General features: G+C 72.8%; 11 protein-coding genes and 1 tRNA gene. 8 read left to right on the top strand and 4 right to left on the bottom strand.

The features are described 5' to 3' along the window. Positions 1-203: 203 nt before the first annotated feature. From QFZ64_RS12720 to QFZ64_RS12700, 5 genes are all read left to right on the top strand, one after another. Entirely contained in the window at positions 204-443 is a 240-nt protein-coding gene (locus tag QFZ64_RS12720) for a chaplin (protein ID WP_307065174.1), read from the top strand. A 302-nt stretch (positions 444-745) separates the two neighbouring features. Further along, a complete protein-coding gene (locus tag QFZ64_RS12715; RefSeq protein WP_307065172.1) occupies positions 746-1,696 on the top strand; it encodes a hypothetical protein in 951 nt (316 codons plus the stop codon). Positions 1,697-2,564: 868 nt separating this feature from the next. After that, the gene (locus QFZ64_RS12710; protein WP_307065171.1) at positions 2,565-2,816 is read left to right on the top strand and encodes a hypothetical protein; all 252 of its coding nucleotides are present in this window, start codon (positions 2,565-2,567) and stop codon (positions 2,814-2,816) included. A gap of 322 nt (positions 2,817-3,138) precedes the next feature. Further along, positions 3,139-3,729 carry a tyrosinase family oxidase copper chaperone gene (locus QFZ64_RS12705; RefSeq protein WP_307065169.1) on the top strand — a complete coding sequence of 197 codons (591 nt, stop codon included), beginning with the start codon at positions 3,139-3,141 and terminating at the stop codon, positions 3,727-3,729. Between the two features lie 81 nt (positions 3,730-3,810). Next, the gene (locus QFZ64_RS12700) at positions 3,811-4,680 is read left to right on the top strand and encodes a tyrosinase family protein (RefSeq protein ID WP_307065167.1); all 870 of its coding nucleotides are present in this window, start codon (positions 3,811-3,813) and stop codon (positions 4,678-4,680) included. A gap of 94 nt (positions 4,681-4,774) precedes the next feature. On the opposite strand, the gene QFZ64_RS12695 is transcribed toward QFZ64_RS12700, so the two are convergent. From QFZ64_RS12695 to QFZ64_RS12680, 4 genes are all read right to left on the bottom strand, one after another. Then, positions 4,775-5,125, bottom strand: a complete 351-nt coding sequence (locus QFZ64_RS12695) for a chaplin (protein ID WP_307065165.1) — start codon at positions 5,123-5,125, stop codon at positions 4,775-4,777. Between the two features lie 213 nt (positions 5,126-5,338). Next, complete coding sequence (locus QFZ64_RS12690) at positions 5,339-6,304, bottom strand: D-2-hydroxyacid dehydrogenase family protein (RefSeq protein WP_307065163.1); 966 nt, start codon at positions 6,302-6,304, stop codon at positions 5,339-5,341. Positions 6,305-6,678: 374 nt separating this feature from the next. After that, the gene (locus QFZ64_RS12685; protein ID WP_307065161.1) at positions 6,679-6,801 is read right to left on the bottom strand and encodes a hypothetical protein; all 123 of its coding nucleotides are present in this window, start codon (positions 6,799-6,801) and stop codon (positions 6,679-6,681) included. Positions 6,802-7,223: 422 nt separating this feature from the next. Next, positions 7,224-7,296: transfer RNA gene (locus QFZ64_RS12680), tRNA-Arg, on the bottom strand. 319 nt (positions 7,297-7,615) lie between these two features. Here QFZ64_RS12680 and QFZ64_RS12675 point away from each other — a divergent pair. The 3 genes from QFZ64_RS12675 (at position 7,616) to QFZ64_RS12665 (ending at position 12,490) form a co-directional block, all read left to right on the top strand. Further along, positions 7,616-9,226, top strand: coding sequence for a dynamin family protein (locus tag QFZ64_RS12675; protein WP_307065159.1), 1,611 nt, complete (start codon positions 7,616-7,618; stop codon positions 9,224-9,226). Positions 9,227-9,231: 5 nt separating this feature from the next. Continuing rightward, positions 9,232-11,703: a GTP-binding protein gene (locus tag QFZ64_RS12670; RefSeq protein WP_307065157.1), complete on the top strand. Its 2,472-nt coding sequence runs from the start codon at positions 9,232-9,234 to the stop codon at positions 11,701-11,703. Between the two features lie 289 nt (positions 11,704-11,992). Beyond that, the gene (locus QFZ64_RS12665) at positions 11,993-12,490 is read left to right on the top strand and encodes a single-stranded DNA-binding protein (protein WP_307065155.1); all 498 of its coding nucleotides are present in this window, start codon (positions 11,993-11,995) and stop codon (positions 12,488-12,490) included. Positions 12,491-12,591: the final 101 nt, after the last annotated feature.

Genomic DNA, 12,591 nt, shown 5'->3' with positions numbered 1-12,591 from the left:
CGGCTCGTGGGTGGTCTCGGACGGCTCGCCACTGTAGCCACAAGGGGGATGTAATGGATAAAACCGGCAACTGTGTCGAGCTGGTCAATCGCCGTACCGCCGAGTTTCACCCCATCGGCGCCACAACCCGGGCGGCGGCCACGCGTTGGTTCAGCGTCGGGCATTCCGCCCGGCCGTTGTGACAACCCAAGGAGCACTTCTCCATGTCGCGTATCGCGAAGGGCCTGGCCCTCACCACCGTTGCCGCCGCGGCTGTGGCGGGCACCGCCGGCATTGCCGCTGCCGACGCTGACGCCGGGGCCGTCGCCGCCCACTCGCCGGGTGTTGTGTCGGGCAACGCCATTCAGGCTCCGATCCACGTGCCGGTCAACGTCTGCGGCAACACGATCAACGTCATCGGCGCGCTGAACCCGGCGTTCGGCAACACCTGCGTCAACCACTGACGTTCGAACGACTGACGTCTCGACGGACCGGCCGTTCCCCTGGCGGGGGCGGCCGGTCCGCGCTGTCCGGCCGCTCCGTTCATGGGGTGGTTGGTTCTCGCTGTCAGGCCGCTCCCCTCGGGCTGCGCTGCCCGGCCCGAATGGCGGCGCGCGGCCGGGGGGCCGGTGCGGGCGCTCCCACCAGGGGTGACGCCGTGTGTGGAGCGTCCGCGATATCACGCTCCGCGACTCAAGGGTTGCAGTGAGTCATCGATCCTTTCATGGTGAGCAGAGGATTCCATGCCCCGCTGAAAGGAACATCCATGCGTGCTCTGCCCGCACGGCACCTCGCGGCCCCGGCACTCTGTGCCGTGCTCCTGCTCGGGACCGCCGGCCCCGCCGCCGTGGCGGCCGACGGCCGGTCCGCCTCCGGCCCGTCCGGGTCCGGCACGTCCGCCTCCGCCCACGGCCGGGCGCAGGTGCCCGTCCCCGGCGCGGACGGGCTGCGCGCCCAGGTCAGGTCGCTCTCCACCGCCGGCGGTGTGCTGACCCCCGTCACCGACCTGCTCGACACGGCTCTCAAGGCGGACAACGGTCAGCTTCCCGTGAGCCTGGCGGCCGAGCTCGGCCGGGCGGCCAAGGACGCCATCCGGGAGGCCGCGGCGGCTGCTTCAACGGTCGCGCAGCCCGCGAAACCCGTGGTGAGGCCCACCTCACCGGCCGGGTCCGCGAGCCTGGCGAAGCCCGCCGATCCGGCGAAACCGGTGCAACCCGCGAAGACGGCGGCTCCAACTGCGGCCGCGTCGCCGGGCGCCTCCGCTTCCGCCGGCGCGTCCGCGGCTCCTGGGGTGTCCCATAAGCCGGCAACGCCTGCGGCCCCGCCGCTGTCGAAGACCGCCGCCGCCGGCGGGGAGGGGCGAGGGCACGGTGACAGGGCCAGGGGGAAAGACACCAGGCAGGACGCGCTGACGGCCCTTCAGGAGGCGGTCGACGCGTTGGTGAAGGCGTCCACCTCCGGTGACGTCGGCCAGGTGGTGCCGGCCGTCTCCGGCGCGGTGAACAACCTCGTCGACGTGCTGCTCGCCACGCTCACCGACGGCAGCCTGACCGACACCGCCCTGACCGGCCCCGCCCTGACCGGCCCCGCTCTGACCGGCCCCGCTCTGATCGACCCCGACCTGGCGGGCCTGATTTCGTCGGCGAGCGACATCGCGGCCGGCACTCTCCCGGCGCCGCCGTCGCTGCCGAGCGATCTGATCCTCCTGGCGAGTTGACCTACCTGACGAGTCGAGCCTCCCGATGAGTTGATCTGCCCGGCGGGTCGGTCCTTCCGACAGGTCGATCCGACGAGTGGAGCGAAAGGCGGGCGAGAACGCTCGCGCGCCGCCGAGTGACGGCGCCGGCCCTGCCCATGGCCGGTGCCGTTCGTGTACGGCGCCGTTCGTGTACGGCGCCGTTCGTGTACGGCGCGGAGGCCGTGGGGCGCGGCTCGGCTGCGGGGCGCGGTCCGGTGACTGCGGGGGCGCGGCCCGGCGACCGAGGCGAACCGCCCGTATCCGTGGTCCTCGGAACTCGTTAGGCCGTGCGCAACGCCGCCCGGCGACGTACGCGTGCGTCGCCGAAGAAGGAGGAACACGCTGAAGTCGCTCAAGGCGGTCGCCGTCGTTGCCGGGTGCCTCACCGCAGCAGGAGCGGCCGCCCCCGCGCTTGCCGCCGCGCCGCCGCGCCGGCTTCGGGACATCCACCTGCCTCGCCGGCGGTGTGGAGAAAGTCCTCAGCACGCGGTTGCTGAACCTGTGCCCGCCGCGGCACCGGCCGGACACCCTCGACGCCGGGAACGAGAGCTCCGTGCTCAGCACGGTGAACGGCGTGGGGGAGACCTCGGTGCCCGCTCCGGCCCCGGCTGCCCCGGCCCCGGATCCCGCCCGGCCGCCACCGCCGGAGGCGACGGCGCCCACCTGGCCCCGCCACCTTCCACACGAACGGCGGTGCCGCCCGGCCCCGGGACGGATTCCCGCTGCCGAGCGGACTCTCGGTCGTACTACTGCGTCACCCGCAGGGAGAGCAGTGCCGGCACTCTCCCCCGGCCGTTGTCCGATACGCAGGCAGCGCCATGCCCCGCCGAGAGGCACCGCACCCGACATGTGGCCGACCAGCCGAGCAACGCTCGCCGCCACGGGCACCCGCATGGCGGCCACCGTCTGCGCCACGCCCGTAGCCGTGGCGCGCACGGTGCCGGTGCCGCTGGCCACCGTCGAGAAGTCCTGCGCGGGAGACGCCCCACGTCTGGAGACGCCCCGCCTCATTGGGGACCCGGTGGTGCCCGTCCCGGACACGCCCGAGGGCACCCGGCCCGCCGAGCGGCACCTGCCGCCGGAGCGGGCCAGACCCTAGCCGCGGGGACCGCTCGGCGGGAACGTGCGCGCCCCACTGCCGCACGACCTCGGCGACGGATTCGGCCACCCAGGCATCAGCGCCCCGACCCGCGTACGGCGAGGCCGGGGTCGCGCCTCGGCCCATCGCCGAACCGGCCGGACGCGGAGAACGGGGGGCGTGCACTCGCCCCAGGAGCCCCGCGGCACGCTCGGTGACCCGCTGCTGCTGCCGCCGGAAGCCGGGATCGTCATGGATGCCGCGCAATCGTCCCTCCAACCCGCTCCCCCACCGCTCCCCCACAACCCACTCTCCCCACACGAACGAGGCCGAGGAGGAAGTGTTGGCCGAGAGAACTCGCAGGGAAGCCATCCGGGCACTGATCGTGACGGTCGGCGCCCTGGCTGTGGCGCCCGCCGTCACCGCGTCCCGTTGCCGACGCACGCGGGACCTGGCCGCCGGACCGGACGCCCTCAGGGGCGACGATGGCGCCCCGGGCGCTCCGGCCGACGACCCCACCGACCCCCGCTCCTCCACGGGCCGGCCCGGCGACCCGGCGGGAGCGGACGGGCAGCGGCGGAGGTTCACACAGACGTACCGGGGCCGCCGTATCGAGGGCACCTGGGCCGCGCCGAGCCGGGCCGCCCGGAGCGGCGCCGGCGCGGGCGACGCCACGAGCGGCGGAGACGACGCCGGGCAGTGGCACATCACCGTGGACGGCCGCCCGCTGCACCTGATGCGCCGCGCGGACGGCACCTGGATCAGCATGGTCGACCACTACGAGTCACGCGCCACCCCGTTGGCCGCCGCCCGTGCCGCCGTCGATGTGCTCAGCCCCGGCAGCCACCTGCGCGAGGCCGGTAGGGCGCACGACGGAGGGCGGGCCGTCGCGGGCCGGACACCCGCGGACCACCGCTCGATCCACGACATGTGACAGACAGGACGCACGGCACGGCACATCACGGCCGCCCGGTGCCGAGAACCGCCGTGGCGTGCCGAGCAGAGGGAGAACTGGATGGCGGTCCACACACGGAAGAACGTCACCGCGCTGTCCCGCACGGAGCGGCGCCGCCTTGTCGAGGCGCTGCTCGCGCTCAAACGGCGCGGTGAGTACGACGAGTTCGTCCGCACGCACATCGACCACTACGTCGCCGACGGCGAGGACGGGCTGCGCACAGCCCACATGACGCCGTCCTTCCTGCCTTGGCACCGGCGGTTCGTACTGGAACTGGAGCGTGCTCTGCAACGCCTCGACGCGTCGGTGACGGTGCCGTACTGGGACTGGACCCGCACACGTGACGCGTCCGCCGCGCCCTGGACCGACGACCTGCTCGGCGGGAACGGGCGCCGCTCCGACGGCCGGGTGACCACCGGCCCGTTCGCCTACGGCGGGGGTGCCTGGACGATCAAGGAGAGCGTGACGGACGCCGAGTACCTGATGCGGGACCTCGGCCGCCACCGCGACCCGATCGGCCTCCCCACGCGTGCGGAGCTGGACCGGGCCCTCGCCGAGCCCCTGTACGACGTCGCGCCCTGGAACTCGACGTCGGCGAAGGGGTTCCGCAACAAGCTGGAGGGCTGGGGCCGGGGGACGGGCAGCGCGGCCTGGCTCACTCACAACCGCGTCCACCGCTGGGTCGGCGGTCACATGCTCGGCGGCGCCTCGGTCAACGACCCCGTCTTCTGGATGCACCACGCCTTCGTCGACCTGCAGTGGTCGCGCTGGCAGCAGCGGCATCGGGGGGCGCGTTACCTGCCCGCGCGGCAGCCGGGACACGAGGACCCCCAGCACGGACGAATCGTGGCTCGCGACGAACGGCTGCCGCCGTGGGACGTGACCCCGGCGGACATGGAGGACATGAGCGACGTCTACCGGTACGTATAGCGGCTTCTCCTGGTCGCGTGTACGGCGAAGCCCCCGGTGGTCGGACCACCGGGGGCTCGCTCATGTGCCCGGCGCGTGACGAGGGTGAAATCGATCAGCCGCCGTAGCCGCCGGCGTGCCGCTTGTAGCCCGACTTGCCGTCGTCGTGCCGCTTGTGCCCCGACTTGCCGTCGTCCTTGGAGTGACCGGACTTCTTCTCGTCCTCGTCGCCGTTGACACAGACGTTGCCGAAGGCGGGGTTGAGGGCGCCGATCACGGTGATGGTGTTCCCGCACACGTTGACGGGGATGTGGACGGGGACCTGGACGACGTTGCCGGAAAGGACACCGGGCGACCCGACGGCCGTACCCTGGGCACCCGCGTCCGCCATGGACAGGCCGGCGCCGCTGAGCACCACGGCACCCGTGCCGAGGGCAACCGCGGTCGCCTTCGCGATGCGAGACATCACATACTCCTTCGGTGAAAGGACGAGCACGGTGATCGCCACCGTGCTCACCTTTCAACGCGCCCGAGCCCGCCCGGTCACGGCGTTCAACCGGGAGATCAACTCTTCCGATCGGAGTATGGGTCCGGCGTGCCACTCCCCGAGGGCGGGCTCACGCCCGTACGGAGTCGTAGGGGAACGTCGGGCGCCGACGACCCCGTCCTCTCCGCGGACCTACGCCGGTCCCAGGACGCGTATCGGCTCCCCGGCCAGGTAGGCGCGGATGTCTTCCACAGCCTGCCCGTAGAAGCGTTCGTAGTTGGCCCGGCTGACGTATCCGAGGTGCGGGGTGGCCAGCAGGCGTGGGGCGGAGCGCATGGGGTGGCCGACGGGCAGCGGCTCGCTGTCGAACACGTCGATGGCGGCGCCCGCGATACGGCCCTCGCGCAGGGTCGTGAGCAGCGCCTCCTGGTCGACGAGGCCGGCGCGCGAGGTGTTGACCAGGTAGGCGGTGGGCTTGAGGAGGGTGAGTTCGGCGGCGCCGAGCATCCTCCGGGTGCGCTCGCTCAGCACAAGGTGCAGCGAAACGAAGTCACTCGTGCGGAGCAACTCCTCCTTCGACCCCGCGCGTTCGACACCGACCTCGTCGGCACGCTCCTGGGTGAGGTTCCGGCTCCAGGCGCTCACCCGCATCCCGAACGCGAGCCCGACCTGGGCCACCCGCCCACCGATTTTCCCGAGCCCGAGCAATCCGAGCCGCTGCCCGTGCAGATCGGCGCCGAGGGTGCTCTGCCAGGGGCCGCCCGAACGCAGCGCGGCGTTCTCGGTGACGATGCCACGGGCCAGCCCGAGCAGCAGCGCCCAGGTCAGCTCGACGGGCGGGGTGGGGGAGCTCGCCGTACCGCACACGGTCACACCGTGCGCCTCGGCGGCGGCGTAGTCGATGACGCTGTTGCGCATCCCGGAGGCGACGAGCAGCCGCAGCCGCGGCAACCGGGAGAGCACGGATCCGGGGAACGCGACGCGTTCCCGCAGCGTGACGACGATGTCGAAGTCGGCCAGCGCGCCCACGAGGGCGTCCTCATCGGCGAAGTGCTTCCCGAAGGACACGACGTCGAGGTCACCGGCGAGCCCAGACCAGTCGACCACGGAGGTCGCCACCCCCTGGTAGTCGTCCACCACCGCACACCTGAGCCGCACCCGACCTGCCCCCTTTTTCCCCGTCTCCACCACGGCCCTCACACCCTAACGGCCCCCACCGACAACGCCCCGAACAGCGAGAAACCCCGCCCCCGACGAGCTGACTTCCGCCCGTCACCCAGCAGTCATCCGGCACCTGGCACCTGGCACCTGGCATCTGGAAATCTGCCACCTGCCACCTGCCACCTGAAATCTGGAATCTGCCACCTGACATCTGGGGGCTGGGGTCTGGGGTCTGGAATCTGCCACCTGACATCTGGCGGACATGGAGCGAGCATCGAACAGTCCGCGCAGCGATCCACCGCCGAGGTACTTCACTCGCTCAGTCCCACGACGCACCACCCTTGCCGCGCTGCCTCGGCCAGGACATGACCTCACTCCGTCAGCAGGTCCACGAACACGTCGAAGTCCTGGACCCGGCCATCGGGGACCGCGGCCTGCTCGCCGAAGGCCCCTCGCATCCGATCGAGGTGAGGGACCGCCCGCTTCCGGGCCATGGCCGGTTCCCGCACGCTCTCCGGCGACCGTGCGAGCGGCACGCCATGACCGCTCTCACCGAAGACACCCGTATCGATGTGCCCGGCCTCGCGGTCTCGTACACGGCGAGAAGGGCTCCGTTCGGCCCCTGCGGCCACGCCCGTCCCGTCCCGCCTGCCAACGCCTCGTGGTCCCACAACCCCGTCTCGTCGGCGTGCCAGGCATCCCTCAACCGCGCCACCCGCTCCCGCGGCGGAACCCGCGTCAGCCATGAACGGCCGGCGATCAGCACAGCGATGCCCAACCCCATGCCGGCGTACCTGCCGACCCCGCGCGTCCGCGCACTGAGTCGTCAAAAGGTTCCCGGGACTACGTCACGTCGGCCGGCACTCACGGCGAACAGTGAAGATCCCTCCCGAACGGGAGGACGGAAAGAAAACGGCGCCCCCGGCAGGACTCGAACCTGCGGCCAAGCGCTTAGAAGGCGCCTGCTCTATCCACTGAGCTACGGGGGCCGATGTGGTGGCCTGTGTCGTGGTGCCCGGGTGTGGGGCGATCCGTGACTCGCCGGGGACAAGGATAGGGCTCCCGAGCCCTTGTCCCTGTTGCTTCGCCTCCGTGGCTCGATGTGGAGGTTCGGTGAAGCGGGTCCGATAATCGCAGGCAGGTACGAATCCTGCATCGCTTTTGGCCGCTCGCGCATCGGGTGTTGTGCACTCGTTATGCCTGGACTGTGCCCATGTCCCGGTCGTCCTTTCCGTCCCGTGTGTCCAATCGGCGCGCAGAACCAGTTATATGCTTCAGAAAGACTGCAAAATTGGGCATTCTTCACATGTGGTGACCTTGGATGTACGGCCCCAGTTGCTCGACGCACTCTCCGCCCTGCGCGACCGTGTGGCCTGCGCACGCTTTCCGCTCCCTCTCGCGGGAGCGCCACGTGCGCGTGCGAACCGGGACGAACTCCTCGCGCAACTCGACGACTATCTGGTGCCCAGACTCCGTCAACCAGAGGCGCCGCTGCTTGCCGTGGTGGGTGGTTCGACCGGTGCCGGCAAGTCGACGCTCGTCAACTCCCTGGTGGGGCGCAAGGTCAGTGAGGCCGGCGTCCTGCGGCCCACGACCCGCACCCCCGTGCTGGTCTGTCATCCCGAGGACCACCACTGGTTCAGCGGCATGCGCGTCCTGCCCGAACTCGGCCGTGAATGGCTGCCCCACGGGGAGACCGGCGACGACGACCTGCCCTCCCTCGGCGATCAGGGACAGCGCGTACTGCGTATCGAGACCGCCGAGACCCTGCCACCGGGCCTCGCCCTCCTCGACGCCCCCGACGTCGACTCCCTCATCGCCGACAACCGCACCCTCGCCGCCGAACTCATCTGCGCGGCCGACATCTGGGTCATGGTCACCACCGCCGCGCGGTACGCCGACGCCGTCCCCTGGCACCTGCTGCGCACCGCCAAGGAGCAGCGGGCGACGCTCGTGACCGTCCTGGACCGCGTTCCCCACCAGGTCGTCACCGAGGTGTCACGGCAGTACGCCGCCCTGCTCACCAAGGCCGGACTCGGCGACGTGCCCCGCTTCACCGTGCCCGAACTGCCCGAGTCGGCCTGGGGCGGCGGCCTGCTGCCCGCGACCGCCGTCGCGCCGCTGCGCACCTGGCTCACCCATCTCGTGCAGGACCCGGCCACCCGGAGCGCCGCCATGGCCCGTACCGCTCACGGAGTCCTGGGCTCGCTCGACTCCCGGCTGCCCGAACTGGCCGGCGCCGCGGCCGCGCAGTACGCCGCGGCGCTCCGGCTCACCGCCGCCGTCGACAGCGCGTACGACAGCGAGTACGCGCGTGTGCGGGGCCGGTTGCAGGCCGGTGCCGTACTCGCCGGGGACGCCCTCAAACGGTGGCGCAGCTTCCCGTTGGACTGCACCGCCCGGGAACTGCTCGACGCCCTGGTGGAGAGCCTCGGCGCGTTGCTGCTGTGTGCCGTCACCGCCGCCGACGAACGCATCGACGAGGCCTGGCGCCTCGAACCCGCCGCCGACGCCCCGGAACTCGCCGGCCACGATCCGGCTGCCGACCACACCGAGCACCGGATCGGCCTGGCGGTGCGCCGCTGGCGGCGCGTGCTGGAGGAGTACGCCGAGGAGGAGGCGCGCGATCTCGACCGGAGCGTCGCGCCGGACGCCGAGATGGTCGCGGCGCTGGTTGCCACCGCGCTGCTGGGCGGCCGCCGGGCGCGTTCCGCGGGCGAGCGGCTCGCCGAGCGGATCGGCGCCCACGGTGCCCTGCGGCTGCGCGACCGGGCCGCACGGTTGCTCTCCGACTACGTCGACCGGGTGCTGCACACCGAGCGGGAGCGCCGGCTCGCCCCGCTCGACGCCCTGGAGGTCCATGCCGAACCCCAGGCGGAACTCATCGCCGCGCTGTCCCTACTGCAGAAGGAGAGGTGACCGGGGTGACCGCCGTCACTGACCGCACGGACCACGCCCCAGAACGGCCCGGGGGGCCCGTGGGGGCCGACAGACCGGAGGAACCGGACGGCCGGGAGGGCCTGGACAGCCGGGAGGGTCCGAACAGCCCGGAGGGTCCGGACAGTGCGCAGGGTCCGGACGGTGCGCAGGGCGCTCCCTTGGAGGGTGGGGCGGGGCAGGAAGTCGCGCCGCACGTCGCGGGGAAGGGCTCGGAAGGAGCGCCGGGGACGCCAGGAAAGGCGGAATCGGCGGTAAGGACGGCTACGGCGGCAACGGTGGAAGCAGGGCAACCGGAGGGGGGCCGCGGCGGGGGCGACGAGGTCGGCACGGGCGGCGAGCGAGGCAAAAGCGGGGAGCGAGGCAAGGGCGACGAGCGAGGCAAAAGCGGGGACAGCGTCGCGGACGGGGAGCCCGGCAAGGGCACAAGCATCGGCGCGGGCGGGAGCGTCGGCAAGAACGCCGGTGGGACGGAAGCCTTCAGGGATCCTCGGGCCCACATGGCCCTCCAGCGTGCCCAACCCGACGTCCGTAGGCCGTCGGAGGGCGCCCGGCCGGGCGGCCGTACGGCACCTGAGGGGCGTCCTCCCGCGCTCGCACCGGTACCGGCACCCGAGGGCCGTCCCGCGCCCGAGGTCGGCGACGGGAACAGACGCGCGGCCGCGCCCGAGGACGGTGACGGTGGTGATGTCTGGGACGACGGGCTGATCGCGCGGCGGGTGAACGAGAAGAACGCCGCCCAGGAGGCGCCGTCCGCAGTGGAGACCAGGAGCAGCGCCGCACGGCGGCCCGCGCCCCTCGCCTACGACGGTCGCCTCCGGTCGCGTCTCGACGCGCTGCGCGAACTCGTCGGGTTGTCGCGCACCCGACTGGACAGCCGCACGCTGACCGAGGCGAGCCGCGTACTGGAGGAAGCGGCGGCGCGCCGCAGGCTCTCCGGGCAGCACACGGTCGTCGCCCTGGCCGGCGCGACCGGCAGTGGCAAGTCGGCGCTGTTCAACGCGCTCGCCGGGGTCGCGATCTCGGAGACCGGCGTGCGCCGGCCCACCACCGCCGCACCCATCGCGTGCAGTTGGAGTGACGGCGCCGCGCCGCTCATCGACCGGCTGGGCATCCCCGGACGGCTGCGCAGACGCCCCGTCCAGGGACCCGACGGAGACCCGCAGCTGCGCGGGCTGGTCCTGGTGGACCTGCCCGACCACGACTCGGCGGCCGTGGCCCACCGCGAGCAGGTCGACCGCGTCCTGGCGCTCGTCGACGCCGTCATCTGGGTCGTCGATCCGGAGAAGTACGCCGACGCCGTCCTGCACGAGCGCTATCTGCGGCCCATGGCGGGCCATGCGGAGGTCATGTTCGTCGTCCTCAACCAGGTGGACCGGCTCCCCGGCGAAGCCGCCGAACAGGTGCTCGACGACTTGCGGCGACTGCTCGACGAGGACGGTGTCGCCCTCGGCGAGTACGGCGAGCCGGGCGCCACCGTGCTTCCGGTGTCGGCGCTCACCGGTGACGGCATCGGGGAACTGCGCGAGGCGCTCGGGCAGTTCGTGAGCGAACGGGGCGCCCCCGGGCGCCGGGTCTCGGCGGACGTGGACGCGGCCGCCGCTCGGCTGCGGCCGGTGTACACCACGGGGCTGCGCGCGGGGCTCAGCGAGAACGCGCGTGACGAGTTCGCCGCGCGGCTCGCGGACGCGGTCGGCGCCACCGCGGCGGGCGAGGCGGCCGAACGCGCCTGGCTGCGCAACGCCAACCGGGCGTGCGGAACACCCTGGTTGCGGCTGTGGCGCTGGTGCCGGGACCGGCGCGAGCCCCCGACGGGACGGCTTCCGCTGCGTGCCCCCGCGGACGAGGAGGCGACGGCGCGACAGCGCGTCGAGCAGGCGGTGCGGACGGTGGCGGACCGCGCGGCGGCGGGGCTGCCCTCGGCGTGGGCACAGGCGGTGCGCGAAGCCGCCGTGCGCGGCGCGAGCGGTCTCCCGGAGGCGCTGGACGCGCTGGCCGTGCGCGCCGGTGCGCCGCCCGGACGGCCACCGCGGCCGGGCTGGTGGCCGGCGGCGGTGCTGGCGCAGGCCTCGATGACCCTGCTGCAGGTGATCGGTGGGTTGTGGCTGATCGGTCAGATCATCGGATTCATGTCGCCGAACCTGGGTGTGCCGGTGCTGTTGATGGCGTTGGGGATCGTCGGCGGACCGGTGGTGGAGTGGAGCTGCCGGATGGCCGCGCGGGGGCCGGCGCGGCGGTACGGGCTGGAGGCTGAACGCAGGCTGCGGGAGGCGGCTGCCGGGTGCGGACGCGCCCGGGTGCTGGACCCGGTGGCGTCCGAACTGCTGCGGTACCGGGAGGTGCGGGAGCAGTACGCGAGGGTCACGGGAGTGGTGGCCGGGGCTGGGGTGGGGGCCGAGGCCGCGGGCGCGGCGGGGGCCGGGGGCCGGAGGCCGAGGGAGATGAACGGGTACCGGTGACGTGGCCGTGCTGTGCTGTGCCGTGCATGGTGAACAGGGGCCGGACGAGTCGGCGGCAGGCAACCGGCGGGTGGCGGACGCACTCGTTCGGGTGGCGGAGATATCCACAGCCGGGCGGTCGTCCACAGCCCTCAGCGGGATCGGGCCGGTGGAGGCAGTCTGATTCCCGCGGCGCTCGCGACGGAAGCGGGTCGCCGCGGCAGACGCCACCGTGCGGGAGGTACCCGTGCGTGGGTCCGCCGTCCCGCCGGTCCTCACCGGCCGGGAGGCGGTGAGGGAGGGGTACGACATGAACGAGACGACTGTGTGCGTGGTCGGCAATGTCGCGACGCAACCGGTGTTCCGCGAGTCCGCGACCGGCCCGTCGGCGCGCTTCCGACTGGCGGTGACGGCGCGGTACTGGGACCGCGAGAAAAGCGCGTGGGCGGACGGGCACACCAACTTCTTCACGGTGTGGGCCCGTCGGGCACTGGCCACTCACGTCGGCGCGTCCCTGGCAGTGGGTGATCCGGTGCTCGTGCAGGGCCGGCTGAAGGTGCGCACCGAGCAGCGCGACGGGCAGAACTGGGCCTCGGCGGACCTGGACGCCTCCGCGATCGGCCATGATCTGGCGCGGGGCACGTCGGCCTTCCGGCGGGCCACGAGGCCCGAGACACCGCAGAGCACGGCGGCCCGGCCCGAGGACGCGCAGCCGGAGCCCGTCTGGGAGGCGGAACCGCCCGGCGAACCGGCCACGCATCCCGGACGGCGGACCCGACCCCAGCCGGTCGCGGCCGGGGCGACATGAGGCAGGCACGGGCGGGCGAGTTCTCGGCCCCCCTCACCGACGCACACGGCCTCCCCGGCAGGCTCGGCCTCCTCGACAAGTGTCGACAAGTCCCCGAAAAG

Origin of the sequence: Streptomyces sp. B3I8, from assembly GCF_030816915.1 — a bacterium.
Taxonomy (GTDB): domain Bacteria; phylum Actinomycetota; class Actinomycetes; order Streptomycetales; family Streptomycetaceae; genus Streptomyces.
The sequence above is the reverse complement of the archived record's forward strand: the minus strand, read 5'-3'. Positions and strand labels throughout refer to the sequence as shown.

What these genes read in the sequence shown, in the direction of transcription:
- QFZ64_RS12720 (WP_307065174.1), top strand. Translation starts at nt 204, where the DNA reads ATGTCGCGTATCGCGAAGGGCCTGGCCCTCACCACCGTTGCCGCCGCG.
- QFZ64_RS12715 (WP_307065172.1), top strand. Translation starts at nt 746, where the DNA reads ATGCGTGCTCTGCCCGCACGGCACCTCGCGGCCCCGGCACTCTGTGCC.
- QFZ64_RS12710 (WP_307065171.1), top strand. Translation starts at nt 2,565, where the DNA reads ATGTGGCCGACCAGCCGAGCAACGCTCGCCGCCACGGGCACCCGCATG.
- QFZ64_RS12700 (WP_307065167.1), top strand. Translation starts at nt 3,811, where the DNA reads ATGGCGGTCCACACACGGAAGAACGTCACCGCGCTGTCCCGCACGGAG.
- QFZ64_RS12695 (WP_307065165.1), bottom strand. Translation starts at nt 5,125, where the DNA reads ATGTCTCGCATCGCGAAGGCGACCGCGGTTGCCCTCGGCACGGGTGCC.
- QFZ64_RS12685 (WP_307065161.1), bottom strand. Translation starts at nt 6,801, where the DNA reads ATGGCCCGGAAGCGGGCGGTCCCTCACCTCGATCGGATGCGAGGGGCC.
- QFZ64_RS12665 (WP_307065155.1), top strand. Translation starts at nt 11,993, where the DNA reads ATGAACGAGACGACTGTGTGCGTGGTCGGCAATGTCGCGACGCAACCG.